Annotated in this window: 12 protein-coding genes and 3 pseudogenes; 8 read left to right on the top strand and 7 right to left on the bottom strand. The window is 68.7% G+C overall.

The genetic code is table 11. The features are described 5' to 3' along the window. Positions 1-406: 406 nt before the first annotated feature. The 3 genes and pseudogenes from ACZ6EM_RS23570 to ACZ6EM_RS23560 form a co-directional block, all read left to right on the top strand. A pseudogene (locus ACZ6EM_RS23570) lies at positions 407-550 on the top strand (exodeoxyribonuclease III); the annotation flags it as partial. 307 nt (positions 551-857) lie between these two features. Next, complete coding sequence (locus ACZ6EM_RS23565) at positions 858-1,004, top strand: hypothetical protein (protein WP_452179564.1); 147 nt, start codon at positions 858-860, stop codon at positions 1,002-1,004. A 226-nt stretch (positions 1,005-1,230) separates the two neighbouring features. Next, the gene (locus ACZ6EM_RS23560) at positions 1,231-4,881 is read left to right on the top strand and encodes a WGR and DUF4132 domain-containing protein (RefSeq protein ID WP_465773167.1); all 3,651 of its coding nucleotides are present in this window, start codon (positions 1,231-1,233) and stop codon (positions 4,879-4,881) included. 773 nt (positions 4,882-5,654) lie between these two features. On the opposite strand, the gene ACZ6EM_RS23555 is transcribed toward ACZ6EM_RS23560, so the two are convergent. The 4 genes from ACZ6EM_RS23555 to ACZ6EM_RS23540 all read right to left on the bottom strand — a co-directional run bounded on the left by ACZ6EM_RS23555 (position 5,655) and on the right by ACZ6EM_RS23540 (position 11,967). Further along, a complete protein-coding gene (locus ACZ6EM_RS23555; protein WP_465773166.1) occupies positions 5,655-5,942 on the bottom strand; it encodes a hypothetical protein in 288 nt (95 codons plus the stop codon). A 614-nt stretch (positions 5,943-6,556) separates the two neighbouring features. Then, positions 6,557-6,790, bottom strand: coding sequence for an Imm1 family immunity protein (locus tag ACZ6EM_RS23550; protein WP_465773165.1), 234 nt, complete (start codon positions 6,788-6,790; stop codon positions 6,557-6,559). 356 nt (positions 6,791-7,146) lie between these two features. Beyond that, positions 7,147-7,851: a DUF6193 family natural product biosynthesis protein gene (locus ACZ6EM_RS23545; protein WP_465773164.1), complete on the bottom strand. Its 705-nt coding sequence runs from the start codon at positions 7,849-7,851 to the stop codon at positions 7,147-7,149. Positions 7,852-7,941: 90 nt separating this feature from the next. Beyond that, positions 7,942-11,967 carry a polymorphic toxin-type HINT domain-containing protein gene (locus tag ACZ6EM_RS23540; RefSeq protein ID WP_465773163.1) on the bottom strand — a complete coding sequence of 1,342 codons (4,026 nt, stop codon included), beginning with the start codon at positions 11,965-11,967 and terminating at the stop codon, positions 7,942-7,944. Between the two features lie 576 nt (positions 11,968-12,543). Here ACZ6EM_RS23540 and ACZ6EM_RS23535 point away from each other — a divergent pair. From ACZ6EM_RS23535 to ACZ6EM_RS23525, 3 genes are all read left to right on the top strand, one after another. Next, complete coding sequence (locus ACZ6EM_RS23535; protein ID WP_465773162.1) at positions 12,544-13,035, top strand: hypothetical protein; 492 nt, start codon at positions 12,544-12,546, stop codon at positions 13,033-13,035. Between the two features lie 43 nt (positions 13,036-13,078). Next, complete coding sequence (locus ACZ6EM_RS23530; RefSeq protein ID WP_465773161.1) at positions 13,079-13,612, top strand: hypothetical protein; 534 nt, start codon at positions 13,079-13,081, stop codon at positions 13,610-13,612. Between the two features lie 326 nt (positions 13,613-13,938). After that, the gene (locus ACZ6EM_RS23525) at positions 13,939-15,603 is read left to right on the top strand and encodes a trypsin-like serine protease (RefSeq protein WP_465773160.1); all 1,665 of its coding nucleotides are present in this window, start codon (positions 13,939-13,941) and stop codon (positions 15,601-15,603) included. A 297-nt stretch (positions 15,604-15,900) separates the two neighbouring features. On the opposite strand, the gene ACZ6EM_RS23520 is transcribed toward ACZ6EM_RS23525, so the two are convergent. Then, on the bottom strand, positions 15,901-16,116 hold the full coding sequence (locus ACZ6EM_RS23520) for a GmrSD restriction endonuclease domain-containing protein (protein ID WP_465773159.1): 216 nt from the start codon (positions 16,114-16,116) through the stop codon (positions 15,901-15,903). 83 nt (positions 16,117-16,199) lie between these two features. On the opposite strand from ACZ6EM_RS23520, the gene ACZ6EM_RS23515 reads away from it, so the two are divergent. Both ACZ6EM_RS23515 and ACZ6EM_RS23510 read left to right on the top strand, forming a co-directional pair. Further along, entirely contained in the window at positions 16,200-16,343 is a 144-nt protein-coding gene (locus tag ACZ6EM_RS23515) for a hypothetical protein (protein WP_465773158.1), read from the top strand. Positions 16,344-17,083: 740 nt separating this feature from the next. Next, positions 17,084-18,687 (top strand): annotated as a pseudogene (locus ACZ6EM_RS23510) (ISAzo13 family transposase). 44 nt (positions 18,688-18,731) lie between these two features. Here ACZ6EM_RS23510 and ACZ6EM_RS23505 read toward each other — a convergent pair. After that, positions 18,732-19,142, bottom strand: a complete 411-nt coding sequence (locus ACZ6EM_RS23505) for a hypothetical protein (RefSeq protein ID WP_465773180.1) — start codon at positions 19,140-19,142, stop codon at positions 18,732-18,734. 358 nt (positions 19,143-19,500) lie between these two features. Then, positions 19,501-19,896, bottom strand: a pseudogene (locus tag ACZ6EM_RS23500) (Hint domain-containing protein); the annotation flags it as partial. Positions 19,897-20,055 lie beyond the last annotated feature (159 nt).

Below are 20,055 nucleotides of genomic sequence, written 5' to 3'. Positions count from 1 at the left end.
TTGCGGATCGTAGCCGTAGTCGACGTGCACGAGTCTCGTCGGTCACGACGACTTGTCGGGCTTCTGAGCCGCGACCAACAACGACGGATCACGGTGCAGTTGTGCATGGTCCCGGTTGTGGGGCCGTGAGAGGTCAGCCTGCGGCGAGGGCCATCTCGAGGTCGGCCCGCGAGAAGGTGCTCATTGTGTTCTCCGGCGCGTTGCGGACGAGCTGGAACCTGCACCAGGTGCGAGACCTTGCCCACGTCCCCGTGGGTGTCGGAGACACGCGAACCCACCACCGCCCGAACCGGCAGCAGCGCTGTCACGCTGCTCACAGGAGGTCCCCTACGGCCCAGGCCGGCATTCACCCTCGAACACCCCACACTCGAACGGGTGGACCTTTTTCGAAAAGGGGTCGTTCCGCTGGAGGATCGACTATCTGGTGGCCAGTCGGAAACTCGCGGACACCGCCGTCAAGGCCTACGTCGAGCGCGCAGCCTCCCACGCGGAGCGCTGGAGCGACCACGCACCGGTGACGGCCGTCTTCGACCTCGACCAACTCCATTAATTATTTGCGAAGTTCGGGCAACTGGCTTCGGCTGCTGCGGTCGTCGCGCGACCTGCCGGGAGCGATGACCGCAGCTGCTATGGCCCGCGAATGGGGCTTCGCGGTGATCGCCATTCCCTGAGTGGAAGTCAGTTTCTTTTTCGGGAACGCGTCGGTTTGTAAAAGTCACGATCGGGCGGCCAGCGTACGCACAGGCCTTCGCAGAGCCGTGCCCCCCCGAAGGCCAAGTGCGCTCTCATCATGGGAGTGATCAAGGGCCTCAGGAGCTCCCTGCGAGCCCCTGCCTTCCTACTTCGACCCGCCGGTGATGGGCGCACGCTTCGTCCAGGACCGCATCGTGGCGGAGGGTGAGGAGGTCTGGTCCCTGCTCGAAGCCGGGGCCCAGGTCTACGTCTGCGGCGACGGCGCCCGCTTTGCCCCGACGTACGGGCCGCGTTCCGCGCCCTCCACCTGAACCACACCCCCGACGCACGGGAGAACGACGCCAAGACGCGGCTCCAGTCACTGAACTACGCCGGCCGATAAGTCCAGGACGTGTCCGCCGCTCGCCGAGGTACGAGGCGCCGGCGCACGGTGACTTCGGCGGGGAGGTGAGTGCGGGGGCGGTCGGCCGGGGACTTGTCGGTGGGACTCGCTAACGTTCCTCTCCTGATCATCAGTGCGAGGAGAGGGGCGGGGCTGTGCGGCGCTGGGAGTTCGTCGAGGGCGGCTCGGACAAGTTCTGGGAGGCCGCGGCCGACGGTGCCGCGGTGACCGTACGGTACGGGCGGTCCGGTACGGACGGGCGGGAGCAGGTCAAGGCGTTCCCGACCGTGGAGGAGGCGCAGGCGCACTTCGCCAAGGTGGTCGCCGAGAAGGAGCGCAAGGGCTACCGCGAGATCGGTGCGGGGGCGGGTACGGAGCCGGGTGCGGCGGCGGATCCGGTGCCCGTGGCGCAGCCCGGCGTGTCCGCGCCCACGGCCGAGGCCGCCGGTCCCGAGGCCGAGGACGAGGACGTCTTCGTCATGCCGGACGCCTGGCGTCGGGCCCTGATCCCGCGCCGGGGCGGCATTCCCCGGAAGCCGTCCGCGCCGGGGAAGGGCCCGGTGACCTCGTACCGCGACGGGCTGCGGCAGATGGGGGACTGGCTGGAGCAGACGCTCACCTCGGAGCGCAGTGACCCGGAGCTGGTCGCGGCCGCCCGCGCCCACCAGTCCGGCAGCCGGGACCCGGTCGGTGCGGCGGTGCTCGCCGCCGTGTTCTCGTCTCCCGGCAACAACGGGCTCCGCGTGGCCGTGGACGCCTGGGTGGCGGAGTTCGGCCTTCCGTTCGCGGCCAGGGCCACCGTCGAGCTGTTCACGACGGCCGTCGAGACCGACTGGATCCACCAGAGGTCCGTCCACCCCCGTGTCCGGCGCGGGGCCAACCAGAGGCACGGTGCGTACCGCCCCGCCGCGGACCGGGTCCGGTCGCTGCTGGCGGCGTGCGACGAGGAGACCCACCGCGCGGCGGTCGAGGCCCTGGCGGACTGCCGGAACAATCTGACCCGCCTGGTGGTGGCGGCGTACCTGGCGCCGTCCGAGACCGCCTGGGTCGAGGAGTGTGTCGCGTCGGGCTCCCGACTGGCCGTCGTCGAGTGGTCGATGCTGCTGTGCTCGCTCTCCTCGGCGGAACTGCTGGAGAAGCTCCCCTCGCTGCCGAGCCTGGGCTATGACGGGTGGTCCACCGAGATCATCGCGACCGTGGCGGAGGGCCTCGGCGGCGACGTGGCACCGGTGATGCTGCACGACCTGACCACCAGCTACCACCACAAGGACGGCAAGAAGCGGATCCTGGAGGCGCTCGCCGAGCTCCCCTCCGACGAGGGTTTCCGGGGGTTGCTGGCCCAGCAGGACGGCATCAAGTCCACCCGCGCCGCCCTCCTGGCCGGTCTCCGCCGGTTCCCCCGGCGTGCCCTGCGCCTGCTCGCCGAGGCCGCGGTGGCCTCCACCGACCCGGCCACGCAGCAGCTCGCCCGGCAGCTCCTCACCGGCCACGTCGCGGTCCACCGCGCGACCGCGCTCGAACTGCTGCCGGAGCTGACGCCGGAGCAGGCGGCCCTGGTCGAGCCGCTCACCGACCTCGGCGAGCGGGTGCCGGAGGTCGGCCCCGACTCGCTGCCGGAGCTGTTCACCAGCCCGCCGTGGACGCGGCCGCGCTCCGCCGGCAAGCCCCGCGTGCTGACCGGCCTCGCCGTGCCGCAGGAACCACAGATGCGGTGGCTGCCGGGTGAGCGCGAGGCGTGGGCGGCGACCTCCGAGTCCTGGTACACGAGCTGGTCGGACGAGGACTGGCAGCGGGTCGCGGCCACGATCCGGGCCAGGATCGGGCAGCCCGAGGGCGCGCGGCTGCGCGGCGGACAGCACGCCGAGCTCGCACTGTTCGCCTACGGCGACGAGGAGTTGGCCCGGCCCCTGCTCGCGCAGTGGCGTGCCGGTGAGCGCATCTGGCACTCCGGGGACTCCCTGCGCCGGGTCGCCGCCCGCTTCGGCACGGACGCCGTCGAACCGATCCGGGCCGCCGCGGTGGGGAATCCGGCCACGCACGCGCCCCTGCTCCTTCCGTACCTGGACGCCCGGGTGGCCGAGACCATGACGGACTGGCTGGTGCGCCTCAAGTCGGCCGGGAGCACCGCCCGTTCCTGGTTCGCCCGGCACGGCGCGGACGCGGCCCGGCTGCTGGTACCCGCCGCACTCGGGAAAGCCGGGGCGGCCCGGGCCGGAGCCGAGCAGGCCCTGCGAGTGATCGCCGGGGCGCACGGCGCGGCGGCGGTGCGCGCGGTGGCCGCCGAGTTCGGGCCGAAGGCGGAGGAGGCCGTGGGCACGCTGCTGTCGGCCGACCCGCTGGTGACCGCGCTCCCGGCGAAGCTGCCCCCGCCCTACGACTGGGCGGAGCCGGTGATGCTGCCGCAGCTGCTGGTGCGCGGCGACAAGGGCGCCCTGCCTGCCGAGGCGGTGCGGCACGTGCTCACCATGCTCGCGCTGTCGAAGCCCGGGGCGTTCTACCCGGGCCTCGACGAGGTGGCCCTGCTGTGCGAGCCGCGGTCGCTGACGGCCTTCGGCTGGGCGGTGTTCGAGCAGTGGCGGCTGGCCGGTATGCCGTCCCAGGACGGGTGGGCGCTGCACATGCTCGGCCGGTTCGGTGACGACGGGACGGTCCGCCGGCTGACGCCGGTGCTCCGCGCCTGGCCGGGCGAGGGGGCGCACCACCGGGCGGTGGACGGCCTGGAGGTGCTGGCCGCCATCGGCACCGACACGGCCCTGCTGCACCTGCACGGCATCGCGCAGCGGGTGAAGTTCAAGGCGCTCAAGGCGCGGGCCCAGGAGAAGATCGCCGAGGTGGCGGCCGGCCTCGGCCTGACCGGGGAGCAGCTGTCCGACCGCCTCGTCCCGGACTTCGGGCTGGACACCGACGGCACCACCGTCGTCGACTACGGCACCCGGACGTTCACGGTCGGCTTCGACGAACAGCTCAAGCCGTACGTTCGTGACGCGGACGGCACCCGTCGCAAGGACCTGCCGGTCCCGGGGGTGCGGGACGACGCCGAGCTGGCGCCTGCCGAGCGCAAGCGTTTCGCCGCGCTGAAGAAGGACGTCCGCACGGTGGCGGGGGACCAGATCCGGCGCCTGGAGGAGGCGATGGTCACCCGGCGGTCGTGGACGGCGGAGGAGTTCGATCAGCTCTTCGTCGGGCATCCGCTGCTGTGGCACCTGGTGCGCCGGCTGGTGTGGCTGGCCGAGGCGGACGGCGCCACGACGGCGTTCCGGGTCGCCGAGGACCGCACCCTGGCGGACGTCGCGGACGAGGTGTTCGTGCTGCCCGCCGGGGCCACCGTCCGGCTGGCCCACCCGCTGCTGCTCGGTGCGGAACTCGCGGCGTGGTCGGAGCTGTTCGCCGACTACGAGATCCTGCAGCCGTTCCGTCAGCTCGGCCGCCCGGTGTACGCGCTGAGCGACGAGGAGCGGGCCGGCCACCGCCTGACCCGCTTCGAGAACGGTCCGGTGCTGCCCACCACCCGGCTGGTCGGCATGGAACGGCGCGGCTGGCAGCGCGGCGAGCCGCAGGACAACGGCGTCGAGCGCTGGCTGTCCCGCCGGGTCGGGCCCGACCTCTACGTGGTGATCGCCCCGGAGGAGGGCATCGCCGTCGGCATGTTCGACTCGTACCCCGAGCAGCGCGTGGAAACGGTGTGGCTCGACAGGCGCCCGGGAGACTACTGGACCCACAACCGCACCTTCCCGACCTTCGCCGAGCTCGACCCGGTGATGGCCTCCGAGGTGATCGCCGACCTCACCGAGCTGACCACGCTGTGACCCCTCGCCACCTCACCGACGACCGCCCGGGAAAGGCCGCAGTGACCACGAACACCGCCGAGGAGGAGCTCCAGCGACCGCCCACCGAGGTCCGGTACGCGAAGGAGCTGGCCGCGCTGCGCGCCGAGGACCGCGACACCACCCGCCGGGCTGGAAGCTGACCCTGCGCGCGGCCCGCCGGTTCATCGTCGGCGACGGGACGGCAGGTCTTCCCGGATACCAGGACCTGCAGACACTCATCGACGATTGCCTGCGTCGCCACGGTCGTTCTGGAGATCAAGCCCGCCAGCCGGGTACCGCTGCCGCAGTGGCTCACGGGCCCGGCGGCCCCGGCCGCCGTACTCGCGCGGGACCTGCTACTTCGGACGCTGTTCAGCTGTGTGGTGGACGCCGACTTCCTCGACACCAGCGCACACTTCGCCGACCTGCCTGTCGCACTTCGCGAGGGCACCGACATGTCCGCTCTCGCCGACCGCTTCGAGAAACGCCGCCGCCCCGCCCTTGCCGCCCGCCCTCTCCGATCGACGACATCCGCCGGCGCATCTAACGAGCAGGCGCCGGACACCGCCCGCATGTATGTGCTCCACTTGTCCCGGTGCGTGCTGCGACCCCGCTTGGCCAGGAGTCTCCTGTGTGCTCTTGGCCGCAGCGCAGGTATCGGCGTCAACGTTTGGTCAACCCCCCTGCGGTCGACTCCCAAAGTCCACTCCGCCCGCGCGAAGACGGCCGGACGACCATCTGGACGTGAGAACAGTCCAACAGGCCTGCTTCGGCTACCGGAGCTTGTGGCGATCCAGGTGTCGTCGAAGATGAAGGATCTTCGCGTGAGTGGATTTCAGCCGGGCGACTGTGAGCTTGGCAGGGTAGCGGTGGGCTAGGTTCTCAAGCTTGCGGACGGCCGCGGGGTCGGTTTTGGTGTCGTTGTCCTGGTAGCCGTAGGCGATGTGGACGGTGGTGCCGCGCTTGAGCCGGTTCTCGCGTTCCTGATCGAATAGTTCGATGTAGCGACGGTACTGATCGTCGGCGGCTTGCCTGTTGCTGACGAGGGTGCCCTCTTCCATACGGTAGGTGCGGTCGGGGTCGCCACGAAAAGAGAGCCAATTGATGGTTCAGGTCCGCGAGGTGTGTCCAGGGGCGCTCGTGGATCGGCAGCAGGTGCTGCTCCGGTCCCGGCCGGTGAGCGAGGCGGCACAGGCCTCGTTCCCAAGCGCTTGCCTATGCTTCCTCCACCGATGCGCTGGCACTCGGCCCGAGGGCCGATCCCTGCTGGCCCGAATCACATCGTCGCACCACCCCGACGATAGCCCGCCGGATCAGCTCCAGGCAGACCGAGGTACACCGCTGCGTAGCCGTAGGACAGCACGCTCTGCCCCTCCAAGCCGAACAGGTGCTCGAGGAGGCGGTTGCGGCCTGCTTCGAGGACGCTTCCTTCCTCCTCGGCGCAGTCCTCGCTGTCCCTTCTCCAACGGCGGCCACGTCGACAGCGGCTGGGCCGGCGGCGAGGGCAAGTCCCGTGCCGTCACCATCTGCGCCCCCTCGAACAACCATTTTCATCAACGTCATCATGCGCTACATCGGCTGTTTACGCCGGGCGCCCCCTTCCCCGGACTGACCCGGAAATCATGTCGGCTCCCTCCGAATTCGGAGGGAGCCGACGCGCTACCACAGCGGGGCTCTATGCGCCGAAGGTCTCAGGCTGCCACTCGATGCATGTGGGACGCTGTCCACCCGAGATGAGGAACTCCCTGACCGCGACCGCCTGGCGGACGAGCGGTATCGGGATCTCCGAGTGGTCGGCGAACTGGGTCATGTTCGACACGAGCCCCAGGCCGAGGCTCTTGTCCGCACTGACCATGAGCTGGTGGTCGGGGAACCCCGTCGGATGCGGTACCCGGTCCTGTGAGTACACCTCGGCCAGAGTGCAGCACTCGTCCTCCCCGTCCAGGAGGTCATCAACGAGCGCGTCGACGCCCTCCGGGGTAGTGATGACGACCGGAACCTTCCCGTGGCCCTTCCGGTACCTTCGACGCCCTCCGTCAGTATTCGTTCGTCCATTTTGCTTTGTTCCTTTTGTGCGCCTTGCTCCGCCAGCCGTCGCGGCAGGCCGAGTCCGGCCAGACCACCACCAGATCCTTGTCGTCGAGCCGACAGTCGAGAATCGCAGCGCAACCGTCGTGATGAAGCCTCAGCCCCGAACGTGACGGCGCCGCCTCTCTGCAGCCCATGGGGGTGTGGAGAGGCGGCGCAGTGCGGTTTGAGAGTCGATCAGAGGTCGGTTCGCAGGGTGACGGCTGCGGCGACCAGGTCGTTCAGTCGATGGAACTGCTGCTTGTCTTCCTCAGCCTTCGAGAGCCACAGGAGGTAGGAGCCGTCGTTTTGCTGTCGGATCCTCAGCTGGCTGGGCTGTTCGTAGTAGGCGTCCTTCGCCAGGACCAGCGTCCACATCGAGAAGAACGGGAACATCTCCGCAAGGCTCGGCTCGGCGTGCAGTTCGGTGAGGAGGTCCCGGTAGTTCTCGAACTGCGGATTTCTGAAGAGAAGCTCCCACATGACGGCCTCCGGATTTCCGTCCTCATAGCCTTGGCTCAGCCTTGAGTAGGTCATGAAGGGGAATCTGTCAGAGAGCTCCTTGAGAGTGACTCCCTGTTGCCAGAACGCAGCAATTCTGGCGGTCTCGACAATGTCGGGGGTAGTTCCGCTAGCCGACGTCAGTAGCCCCCGCCCACCGCTCAGAGTAATAGAGAACCCTCGTTCTTCGAGTAGGAGGTTCACCTTCACCCGCCTGCCGGTCACCTCGAATGCCGCTACCTGCGGTGTCCAATCAGGAACTGTCGGACGGGACTCGCCTCCGAGACTGATGCCGCTTTCGGCGGCGATCGCAAGGATGGCGGCCGTCAAACCCCCGAACCTAGTAAGCTCCGGATAGTATCCGGACGGGTTGGCGCCGAACTCACCACTCTTGTCGGTCATACAATTCTCCCTTCACGCCTGTACTCACACGGGTCAACGTTATTCTCGTCGGGGCGGCCGCTTCCAGCGATCGCCCCGACAGGAAGAAGGCTAGTCAGCCCACTCGAAGATCCAGGCCTTCTGCCATTTGGATTCTTGCCACTTCGGTTCCGGGATACTGATCGACTTCCCGCTCTCGTCGTAGAACTTGAACTTACTCCACGAAACTCGCTCGCCGATTACCGCCCTGGCGATCCACGACATCTCCTCCTGCGTGGCCGTGGCGCCCACTGACGCTCCACCAAGGCCGGTCACCGCCATCTTCTCGAAGTCTTTGTCCTCGAATCCCTTCATGCTGACATGGATATCGACCGAAGGATCGTCGATGGCCTTACGGACGTATCCCCTCCAAGTATCCGCATACTCCGGCTTCATGAAGTGCGTGAAGCCCTGCTTCTCGGCCCATTCGGCAGTATTGGTCCACTGATAGCCAAGTGCGACCGCAGTGTTGCAGTTGTGGACGAGGACCGGGGTGTGGCCCGCCAACACGTAGAAGGTGTGGAGGTCGGCGACGGTGAGGTTGTAGGCGGCCTGAAGGCCCTCCCAGTACCTGGTCGCTCCGACGGTCGCCTGCCCCCCGGAGAGGGTCAGCAGGGAGTCCCCGGCCTGCAGACGCGAGGCATCGATCCAGGCACGCTTGGTGGGGTTCCAGAAGGGGTGGCTGCTGGTGGCGGTGAGTGAGCCACCACCGGCCAGGGTGACGGCCGTGAACTGCCGGTCGTCGGGCGTGTAAATGGTGGCATCGACGCGCCGCGGTCCTGTCAGGGACTCCGAGGGATCGGTGGACAGGACCGTGTCGCCGGTCCGGACGGCTTCGATGGGTCGGGCAGAGCCGTCCGCCATGAGGACGGGTGTTCCGGCCGGGAAGCTGTTGAGGCAGGTCGGGGGAACCCTGGTGACCAGCTTCTTGACGAACTCGACAGCCTTTTCGCCCCAGGCGCCGAACTTCTTGCCCCACTGCGCGAACTTGGCCATGGCCGCGCCGTCGCCGGCGATGGGGATCGCGCCCATGCAGGAGGTGATTGCCTCCGCCTTCTTGCCTTCGATCGCGTAGTAGGCGCAGTTGATCAGGTCAGCGATGTCAGCGAGGCCAGGAGCAATGACGCCGCCAGCACCTCCGATGACGTCCAGGGTGAGGTGGATGCTCTCGGAGACAAGGCTGTAGATGAAACTGGCCTTGTCCTTCTGCTCCTTCTGCTTCTTGATCTCCTCCTCGATCGCCGAGACCTGGTCCTGCTTCTCCTTGGCCGCCTGCTCGTCGACAGCCTTCTGCTCGGCGGCCTCCTGCTGGCGCAGCCTGTCCGCCTCCGCACGTGCCTGTGCGAGGGCGTCCTCCTTGGCCTTCTGCTCGGCTTCGTACTTGGCCTCGTAGGTCCCCCACGCGTCCTTGGAGGCGGCCTCGGCTGCCGTCGCGTCCTTGCCTGCGGCTTCGGCCGACGCCCGGGCCGATGCGGCGGAGGCGTACGCGTCGGAGGCGGAACGTCGAGCCGCGCCTGCCGACTGCTCGGCCCGCCTGGCCGAGTACACGGCCGACGCCGCGTCGCGGCGGGCCGAGGCTTCGGCCCCAGCGGCGGTCTTGGCGGCCCCGGAGGCCTTGGCGGCGGAGAGCTGGGCTGCGTCGGCGGCGGCCAGAGCCTTGGCGACGTGCTCGGTGGCGGTGTTGGCCGATTGCTGGGCGGCAACAGCGTAGCCGCCGGCCTCAGTGGCAGCGTCGCGGGCGAGGGCAGCGACGCGCTGGGCCTCGGCGGCGTTTTTCTGGGCTGTGGCCGAGGCCGCGGTAGCCTCGGCGATCAGACCCTTGACGTCGGCGATATGGACGGCCGCCAGGTAGTCCTTGCGCTGGGCTGTGTACTGGCCTTCGGCCACGAAGGAGCGCAGCTTCACGGCAGGGCCTTCGAGGGCGATCTTCGCGGCGGCCTTGAGCTCGGGCTCGGTGTTCGGGGCGTCCTCGAGGCGGGTGGCGACGAGGCGGTCGTCAGCGCTCTGCGCGTCGGTGAGGCCCTTGTCGAGGAAGTCGCGCAGAGCCTCGGGGGTGTTGATGCGCAGCGCGGCGTCGGCGGCCTCCTTGACGGCCTGGCCGGCCTTGTCGGTGAGGCGGGTGATCGCCACGCGGTTGTCGGGGGCTTCGGCCGTGTACTGGCCACTGGTCAGGAACGTGCTGATCTTGGTGGCGTCGGCGGAGTTGAGGGCGTCATATGCCGCAGCACGGACGGCGGCGTTCTCGGAGTTGTAGAAGAACTGCCGGGTCTGGTCACGGTCATCCTGGGCCTGCGCGTCGGCCCGTGCGGACTTCAGGTAGGAGACGACGGCAGCGTCCGGACCGGAAAGGGCTGCCTCGGCGGCCTTCTGCCCCCAGGTGCCGGAGATCTTCCGGGAGAGGATGGCGAGCTTGCGGCCGTCGGTGGCGACCTGCTCCGGGGTGGCGCCCGGCTGGTTGACCGCCTGGGAGAGGCGCTCGGCCTCGGCCTTGGCCTTCTGGACCTCCTGGCGTGCCTGCTCGGTCTCCTTCTGCTTGCTCTCCTCGTCCGCCTTGGCCTTGCGGGCTGCCTCGGTGGCGGCAGCGGTGCGGTTCGTCAGGTCCTCCGCCTCGGTGCGGCGGGCCAGGTCCTGGACCTGGTTGGCCTTGTCCACCGCGTCCTGGGCTTCCTTGGCGAAACCGGAGGCGGCGGCGGCGTGGTCGGTTGACTCCTTGGCTGCGTTGGCGCTCTGTCCGGCGTGATCGGCGGCGTCCCGAGCGGCCTGGGCTGCCGCCGTCGCGTGTTCGGCTGCGGTCTTCAGGAGGCCCATGGCGTCCTGGGCCTTCGTGGCAGCCTCTTCGGCCAGCTGCCGGGACGCGGTGGCCGCGCGACCGGCTTCCATTGCCTGGCGGCGCGTTGTCGCAGCGGCGCGCTTGGCCTTGTCCGACTGCGCACCGGCGCTGTCGGCATAGGCGCCTGCCTGGTCGGCCGAACCGGCTGCCGAGTCCGCGTTGAGCTTGGCGCTCAGCGCGGCTCCTGACGCTTCCTTGCTGCTCGTGGAAGCACGGTTCGCCTGGTCGAGCGCGCCTTGCGCTTCGGCTGCGAGCTTGGCTGCCGCAGCGGCGGCATCGGCGTCCACCCGTGCCTGGTGGGCCAGGGTCGCGTCACCCGCAGCTGCGGCTGCGGACGTACGGGCGCGCGCGGCAGCCCGCTGGGCGGCCGCGGCAGCAGCGGCAGCGTTCGAGGCCGCGTACGCCGCGTTGCGGGCGGAGGCGTTGGCGGCGCGCGCGGCGGTGACAGCCGTCTGCGCCGCCGTGCCGGCGCGCTCAGCTGCGTTGGCGGCCTTGTTGGCGGCCTCCGTGGCCTTGGCCGTGTCGTTGCCGGCCTGCTGGGTCTCGATCGCGGCCCGCGCGGCATCCGCCTTAGCGGTCTCCGAGTTCTTGACGGCCGTGTTCTTGGCCTCGGTCGCGGCGGCCATCTCCTGGGCGGACTGAGCGCTGGCGTCCTTCACCTGCTGGGTCAGCTGCGCGATGCTCGCGCGTTCCTGGTCGCGGCTCTGCGCGATGTACTGCCCGACCGCGAGGAATTCGCGTACGTCCTCGATCGTTCCGTTGAGTGCGGCTCGCGCCGCCGCCTGGACGTTGGAGCCGCCCACGCTGAGGATCTGGACGAGTTTAACCCGGTCGTCGGCGTCCTTGGCCGTGTACTGGTCCTCGGTCAGGAACCTTTGGACATCGTCACTGTTGCCGCGCAGTGCGGCATCACCAGCAGCCTGAAGGCCCCGGCCCGCTCCCGTCGCCGGGTCGGTGATCCGCGTCGTCATGATTCGCTGGTCGGTCTGGAGCGCCGCCTGCCAGCCGGTCTGCAGGAACGTGCTCAGATCTGCGGCACTTCCTTCGATCGCCTTGTCCGCCGCCTCGCGGACCGCCGGTCCGCCGAGGCTGGAAATCTGCGTGGCAGCGAGCAGGTTGTCCGAGTGCTGAGCCCCGGCCAGGTCGTACTCCAGGAAGCGCTTGACGTCCTGATCGGAACCGGCGAGCGCGGTCTCTGCGAGCGCATGAACACTGGAGCCTCCAGTGAGCCATGCCTGGACTGCGCGCTCGCGGTCGCTCAGCTGCATCTGCCCACCGACCGGCGCATCGGCGGCAGCACTCGGAAGACCGGCCCCCACGAGGCCAGCCGTAAGAGCAAGCGGAAGGAGGCTCAGGGAGAGCCTACCGAGCAGCGGCGGCCTGCCCCTTCCTCGTCGAAGTGATCGGGCTATCGGATGGTGCACCAGGGACCTCCACTGTTGATGTCGACCAGATCATGGCCACGGCGGAGTTTACCGGGAAATTACACCCCAACAGAAAGTATGCGAAGCAGCAGAGTTAAAAGCCTAGATAGACAGCCAGATATTCCACCTGGCCATATGTCAGCAAATCTACCTGCATCGGCAGCAAGCGCTCAATTTCACCAAAATCATGACATCATCGCAGGTCAGAGCAGCTCAAGAGTTGTCTTGACGTCAGATCATCTGGTTCGATGAAGGCTCCTCCCCCAGATCCACAGGGGGGGGAGGCGTCATTCCTTGGGGGCCGACCCATTGGTCGACCTGATGCATCGTCAAAATCTTTGGTTCGCCCACCATTCAGACTGGACACCCATTTGTTGGGCTACCAGACAGGGCATGAGACATTAAGAAAAAGGATTAGGTATGGCAAAGAGCATCCCCCGCTGGCTGGCCGCCGGCGCTGTCGCGGTGACCGCAACACTGGGCGCCACTGCACTCGCATCGGCAGACGGCACCCCCGAGGACAGCTCGTCCGCGCCGGTGGCGATCGAGGACTTCAACCACCCGGGTGCGGCACCGTTCCCGAACGTCAAGCTGCTGCGCGGGGACGGCCACATCCTGCTGTCCGACTGCACCATCGACGACCAGATCAGCGTGCTGAGTAAGGCTCTGCCCAACGAAAAGGGCAACCAGATCTGCTTCCGGGCCACCAGCAGCACCGGCTACCTCGCCCTCGAAGTACCCAACGCGTACCGGATCCGCACCGATGACTACTCGGTCAACGCCAAGCTCACGACCGTGGACGGTACCGAGAGCGTCGACATAGCCAAGGGCACCGCCGCCTCCGTCGGAATCGGCAGCGGCACCGGCACCGGCAAGCCCGCCGCCCTGCTCGAGCTGCGCATCACCGGCTGACCCGCGTCGGCATCGCTCCCTACCAGCCCCGCCCACCGTCCCGATGGAGTCCCAGGTGACCCACCAACCCCTCCGCGACGCCTGGAGGACCGATCGCACCACCGCACGCCGGTGGCTGGCCGCCGCCGTGACCGCCACGGTTCTCGCCGCAGCCACCACGATCGCTTCCGCCGACACCGCCCCGCCGCCCGCCGACAGCTCCGCCGCGTCGCCAGCCGTCGAGGACTTCTCCTACCCCAGCGGCGCCGACATCACCAAGGTGAAACTGCTGCGCGGCGACGGCCATGTGCTGCTCGGCGACTGTGCCAAACCCTCACAGATCCAGGTCTGGACTCGGGCCCCAGGCAACCCCGACAACAAGGTCTGTTTCACCGTCGCCGGCACATCCGGAACGCTCACCTTGCAGCTCCCCGATGCCTTCGCCGTCCAGACCAACGACGGCCGCTCGCTCCGGGTCGGTCTTACCGTCGGTACCACCCCGCAGAGCGTCGACGTCCCCAAGGACGGCTTCAAGGGGATCGGCGAAGGCACCAACGGCAGCCCGACGAACATCGTCGAAATATCCGTCACCGGCTGACCACCACCGCCTGCAGCTACCGCTCACATCTGGACGGGCGATCTTCTCAATCGTTCCGACCGCTGGCGGCATCAAGCGCGTCGCGCCAACAACAATCGGCGACACCACGCGCGTGTTCGCCGTCGGCAGTGCCGACGAGATCTGGACCGCCGACAAGACGGCCGACGGCAGCTGGACCACCTTCTCCCCCGTCACCGGCAGCGCCGTCCAGAGCACCGCCGCCGCCAGCACTGAGCGAGTCGACCCGTACCCGTTCTCTGCGAGGCCGTCAGCGCGAAGCCGGTCGCCCCGCAGGCTCCCACGCACTTACCCGAAGGACCATCCCCATGTCCCACAAGAACCCCTCCCGCTCCTGGCGGACCGGCATAGTGGTCGCGGCCGCGACTGCCGGCGCTCTGGCCACCGGCACCCCGGCCAGCGCTGTCCCCGGCGACGCCGCCGCCAACGGCTCCTACGCTTTCACCGCACGTCTGGTGATCGGCGACAACCTGCGTGCCTGCACCGGCACGCTTGTCGACCGCAACTGGGTGCTCACCGCCGCCTCCTGCTTCGCCGACGACCCGGCGCAGCCGCAGGCCCTGGCGGCCGGCGCGCCGAAGTGGAAGACCGTCGCCACCGTCGGCCGCACCGACCTGACCACCACCGGCGGCAGGACCGCCGAGGTGTCCGAGCTGGTGCCGTACGCCGGCCGTGACCTCGTCATGGCCCGCCTGGCCACGCCCGTCGACGGCATCGCCCCGCTGGCGGTCGCCACCGCCGCGCCGACCGCCGGGCAGACGCTGCGCGTACCCGGTTACGGCCGGACCAAGGACGAGTGGGTACCGCTCAAGCTCCACACCGGCGTTTTCTCGCTCGACACCGTGGCCGCCGCCGGCCTCGGCACGACCGGCACCGGCGGTGCGGCGATCTGCAAGGGCGACACCGGTGCCCCCGTGATCCGTGAGACGGGCGGCAAGGCCGAGCTGGTCGCCGTGGCCTCCCGCTCCTGGCAGGGCGGCTGCCTGGGCGTGCCCGCCACCGAGACCCGCACCGGCGCCTACAACACCCGCGTCGACGACATCGCCGGCTGGGTGCAGCAGACCCGTGCGAAGGCCCTGGGCTGGAAGACCCAGGCCCTGGTCCGCAGCGACAACAACCTCTACTTCGCGTCCCGTCTCTACGACGGTTCCTGGACCCCCTACGAGGACGTCCAGGCCGCGGCCGGCAACATCGGCGGGGTGCGGGCCGTCGCCACCGCCGGCATCAACACCTCCACGCACATCATCGCCCTGGGCGGTGACGGGCACCTGCACTACGCCATCCGCAACCTGGACGGCAGCTGGGCGCAGCGCTTCGTCGACCTCAACATCGCGCTCAACGATCTCGGCAACATCACCCAGGTCTCCATCTCTCCCATCGGCGACAACCTGCACGTGGCCGTCGTCGCCGACGACTTCCTCTTCCATACCGTTCGTAACGGAGCTGGCCAGTGGGGTGCCTTCGGTGTGGTCACCGATGTCGCGGGCCCGTTGAAGGGCATCACGTCCATCTCCGCCGCCGGGGCCGCCGGCGGTGACCTTCACATTGCCGCCGTGTCGGGCGGGAAGATCTACCACACCCTGCGCAACGCCGGCGGGAACTGGGGCGCTTGGGGGTCGGTCGCCGACGCTGCCGGTGCTACCGCGCCCGTGACCGCCGTCGCCATCTCCCGCCAGAATCTCGATCTCAACCTCGCGTTCATCGCCAGTGACGGCCAGTACCACACCCTGCGTTGGGCCAACGGCAGCTGGCAGCCCGTCGCCTCCCTCGGCGGCGTCATCGGGAACGTCACGGGCACCAGCATCAGCGCCGCACCCGTCGACACCGACGCCGTGTTCGCCATCGCCACCACGGACAACAAGGTCCTGCTCACCGCCCGCCACAACGACGGCACCTGGGCCGCCCCCGAGAACCTCGACCTCACCGCCATCCCCGGCAACCACACCGGAACCATGATCACCAGCAGCCTCTGATCACCACAACGTCAAGCAAGGCTCCGGTGGGTAGGGCCCTGGTTCTACCCACCGGAGATCTTGGTCTCACTCACTGGCGAGTGGCTCTCGGCAAGTAGGCCGCCGAGCGCAACCGCGAGGCAGTTCACCATGGAGAGGAAGGTCGGTCGCTCGGATCCGAGGTCAGCTGCGGCTGATCGGCTATCGCCTCGGGCGCCTGCCGGCTCATCGGGCGAGTACGACCTGGAGCTCGGTGTCCTCGCAGCCAGCAGCGAGCCGGTGCAAGGCTTCAGCCTCGCGTTGATCAATGCTCAAGTCCTAGCGGGTCTTCACGACGACCCAGTCGCTGACGTACGTGCAAGCAAAGCCCGTTGCCGGGGGCATCCAGTCCGCAGGGTCCTTGTCGGCTTCCGAGCGGTTGCTGCTTGCGGAGACCAGCAGCAGCTGGGGGCGGGTGACGTCGTTGGCGAAGGCCTGGCGCTGCGCGGTGGTCCAGGCCCAGGCGCCGGAGGCCCAGGCCTCGGAGAGCGGCACCAGGTGTTATCCGTACCTCATTGCGGGGTGCCGGCACCACCGACCGTCCCGACCCCACCGATATCGAGCGTGAGGAGTCCTCCATGACCGGATTGCCGGATCACCTCCAGAAGGCAACCCGATCCCGCAGCGAGGCAGCGGAAGAGCGGTCCCGCGCTGCGCTCTCGGGCCTCGTCAAGACCGGGAAGCCGATCAACTTCACCGCTGTTGCCGCGCCGCGGGCGTGAGTGAACGGGGCTGTCCAAGACGGCCCCGACGCCGTGATCACACCAGCCACGGCCGTGATCATCCCACCTTGGTGCAGGTCCACCGTGGGTTCTGTCACCCCCACGGCGACCTGTCGGCCAAGCGCCGGTACCACCAGAACTGCGTGCGCCACTGGCGCCGGTGCGCGAAGGGGTCCGGCAGAGTGCGGCGCAAGAACACCGCATCCAGAGGCTTCACAAGTCGGCCGAGCTCGACACGAGCCCGTTCTGGCAGCCTCTCCAGGACTTCCTCCAGCACATCGCGTGCATGCCTGACGTCGCCGAAGGAGCACCCGGAGCAGGAGCACACCGCCTCCTGCGGGTACAGCGGGCTTCTGCCCGGTGGGTGCAGGAACTCGCGGTAGCGCCGCAGTGCCCGGTCGGTGCAGCCCGGGTAGATGTAGAAGCTGGGGTTCAGGTGCTCGACCCGGTGCACGGCCAGGCTCGCCCCAGGCGAGAGTCCGTGAATTCGGAAGGGCGGGACTGGCCCCCAGACGCGGGAGACCGGTCGTTCAGCGCGCAGCGCGCGTGGCCGTCTACGCGGCATCGGCCTTTCGACACATGCTCACGGGAGCCATGATGCCAGGCACGACTGTCCCGCCGCACCCAGTTACGACCCTCTGCAAACAGCCCCCAGGCCCGTGAGGAAAGTTACGGGACATCCCTTAGGGCTTGCGGAGGAACAACGTGTTGCTTCCCGCTTTGCGGCTCGTTGGTCTGGTATGGGCGTATTGGAGAGGGCGAGGTCTCAACTCGCATCCAAGTTTGTGCATTGCTGCCGCATCTGGACGAGCAGCAGCGCCGTCTGACGATAGGAGCCGAGGCCCGGGCGCTGGGACACGGCGGGATCCGGGCCGTCGCCCGCGCGGCGGGCGTCAGCGAGGCGACCGTGTCCAAGGGCGTGACCGAGCTGGAGTCGGGCCAGGCCCCGTTGGGGCGGGTGCGCCGGCCGGGCGGAGGGCGCAAGCGACTGGTCGAACTCGACTCCGGGCTGCGGTCGGTGCTGCTGGCGTTGGTCGAGCCCGATGTACGCGGTGATCCGATGTCGCCGTTGCGGTGGACGACGAAGTCCACCCGCCGCCTGACCTCGGAGCTGACCAGACAGGGCCACCGGATCTCGGTCGACACGGTCGCCGACCTGCTCCGCGAGGAAGGCTTCAGTCTCCAGGCCAACACCAAGACCCTTGAAGGCACCCAACACCCAGACCGCGACGCGCAGTTCCGCCACCTCAACGAACAGGTCCGCGAGCACCGGGACGCGGGCCAACCGGTGATCAGTGTGGACACCAAGAAGAAGGAACTGGTCGGCGAGTTCAAGAACAGCGGCCGCGAGTGGCAGCCCGCCGGCGAGCCGGTGCGGGTCAGCGTCCACGACTTCGCCGATCCCGAGCTGGGCAAGGCCGTCCCGTACGGGATCTACGACCTCGCGGCGAACGCCGGCTGGGTCAACGTCGGCTGCGACCACGACACCGCCGCCTTCGCGGTGGCCCCGATCCGCCGATGGTGGCACGGCCAGGGCAAGGACACCTGCCCGCAGGCCACCCGCTTGCTGATCACCGCGGACGCCGGGGGCTCCAACGGCCACCGCACCCGGGCCTGGAAGATCGAGCTCGCCGCCTTGGCCGCCGAAACCGGGCTGACCATCACCGTGTGCCACCTGCCGCCGGGCACCTCGTAGTGGAACAAGATCGAGCACAGGTTGTTCTCCCACATCACCATGGACTGGCGAGGCCGCCCACTGACCAGCCGCGAGGTCATCGTGCAGACCATCGCCGCCACCACCAGCCGCAGCGGACTGCGCGTCCACGCCGAACTCGACACCGGCAGCTACCCGACCGGCGTCAAGATCGGCGACGCGGACATGGCCGCGCTGCCGCTTACTCGGCACGCCTTCCACGGCGACTGGAACTACGTCCTCCACCCTGCGCTGGTGGGCGTGTCCCCTGCCAAGGAGCATGTTCCCGGCGTCGCCTGGGACCAGGCCACGCTGTCCGATCCCACCCTGACCGGCATGTCCCAGCACGACCTGGACGTCCTCACCGCCAGCCTGGCCGCTCTGCACGAAGCACAACCCGGCGCCGGGATGGGCCGCCCGCCCCGGCTGCCCTTTCCCGAGCAGGTCCTGGCTACCGCCCTCCACCTGCGGCTCGGCCTGCCCGCAGAACCCCTCGCCGTGCTGTTCGGCAGCAGCCGGAGCGCGGTGCACCGCACCTTCCACAAGATCAGGCAGCTACTCGACCGGCACGGGGCCGAGATCCCGCCCGCACCATCCCCGCCCACCGCCCTGGCCGCCATCCACGCCCGCGTCGTCACACAAGGACGTTAGCCCAACTCCGCCACAAAATCAGCGTGTTAATTATCTGCAAGCCCTTAGGACGGCTCAGCTGGGAAGCCGAACGACGTGTAGACCTGCCACAGCTCGCAGCGCCCGGTGGAACCCACTACTCGCCCGACGAGGGACGGGCGTCGCGCATCGGCGGCGACCCGTTCAACAATCTCGGTGGCACGGGTCGAGACTTCGCCAGGATCTCCCGGCCAGATGATTGGCAGACCTTCCGCCGCTCCGAACTCGTCCTCCAGGGCAAGCGCGTCGTCCGCCGGGACCTCCGAGAAGGCGTAGAGGCACTGGTCGACATCGTCCGGATCGAATCGAGTGGCCAGCGTCCGGAAGTACCACCACGCCCCATGTCCAGTGTCCAGGCGAGCGAAGCCTTCCCGAGGACCGTCCTGCCAGTCGAAGATCGCGACCGCCTTCATGATGGGGCCTTGGTCCGAGGTCATCGCTTCTTCCTTCCGAACGCCCAGTTGAACGCGCCCTGAGCCTCTGCCTGAACAGGTTTCGGGAGAACGACGGTGTGGCGCATGTGTCGGCCCTTGTCGGTGTGTAGCGCAGTTCGAAGTGTGCCACGATCGCTCCCTTTGCGGCCGTCGAGGCGTCCGCGGGATTGTTCGACAGGGCCGCGCTGGACTCCGGCACGGTCACCGAAACCCCGTAGGGCAGGCGGCCAGTCGCCTCCGCCTCGCTGGCCATGCGCTCCAGACGACCTGTGCTCTCCCAGCTCGTGCCACGGCGGACGAAGACGTCGTCCATCGAGCAGGTACAGGGCAGGTTCTGCCCAGGTCGACCGCCCCCACAGTTGTGGACGAGGACCGCGACGTCGCCTACCACCACGAAGTACGCGTGGGTCTGCTCGACACTCAGGTCGTACGTCCGCTCGTGATCGTTGAAGGGAGTCACCCCTGTCACCACGACAGTCCTGCCGTCCGTGGTGCGCAAGCTCGTCCCGGGCGCGAGATCGGCCGCCTCCACCCAACGGTCCTGCGAAGCGCTCCAGAACGGGTGGTTCCCGGTCGAGGTCAGGTCCTCGGTGCGATCACCGTCAAAGACAACGATCCGGACGAACGCCTTGTCGCTTCCGGTGGTGATCACGTCGGTCACCGGCGCCGACATCCCCGCCGTGCCGCCCCCGTCTCCTGGCCTCACCTCGTCACCCGGCCGAACCTCGGAGATCCTCTTCCGGGATCCGTCGGCCATCACCACCTCAGTGTCGGCCGGGAAGCTGTGGCACACCCCAGGCTCCAGCCGGCTCCGAGGTCGATGGACATCTGGTTGGGCATCGGCGCCCCGGTCTCCTCCCCCACGCTCCGGAAGCCGTATGTCAGGCCGTCGGGCTCGTCATGGACCGCCTTGTTG

Source organism: Kitasatospora sp. NPDC041917, from assembly GCF_055589745.1.
The sequence above is the reverse complement of the archived record's forward strand: the minus strand, read 5'-3'. Positions and strand labels throughout refer to the sequence as shown.

Coding starts and splice junctions, on each gene's coding strand:
- ACZ6EM_RS23565 (WP_452179564.1), top strand. CDS start 858: ATGGGCGCACGCTTCGTCCAGGACCGCATCGTGGCGGAGGGTGAGGAG.
- ACZ6EM_RS23555 (WP_465773166.1), bottom strand. CDS start 5,942: ATGGAAGAGGGCACCCTCGTCAGCAACAGGCAAGCCGCCGACGATCAG.
- ACZ6EM_RS23545 (WP_465773164.1), bottom strand. CDS start 7,851: ATGACCGACAAGAGTGGTGAGTTCGGCGCCAACCCGTCCGGATACTAT.
- ACZ6EM_RS23540 (WP_465773163.1), bottom strand. CDS start 11,967: ATGCAGCTGAGCGACCGCGAGCGCGCAGTCCAGGCATGGCTCACTGGA.
- ACZ6EM_RS23535 (WP_465773162.1), top strand. CDS start 12,544: ATGGCAAAGAGCATCCCCCGCTGGCTGGCCGCCGGCGCTGTCGCGGTG.
- ACZ6EM_RS23530 (WP_465773161.1), top strand. CDS start 13,079: ATGGAGTCCCAGGTGACCCACCAACCCCTCCGCGACGCCTGGAGGACC.
- ACZ6EM_RS23525 (WP_465773160.1), top strand. CDS start 13,939: ATGTCCCACAAGAACCCCTCCCGCTCCTGGCGGACCGGCATAGTGGTC.
- ACZ6EM_RS23515 (WP_465773158.1), top strand. CDS start 16,200: ATGACCGGATTGCCGGATCACCTCCAGAAGGCAACCCGATCCCGCAGC.
- ACZ6EM_RS23505 (WP_465773180.1), bottom strand. CDS start 19,142: ATGACCTCGGACCAAGGCCCCATCATGAAGGCGGTCGCGATCTTCGAC.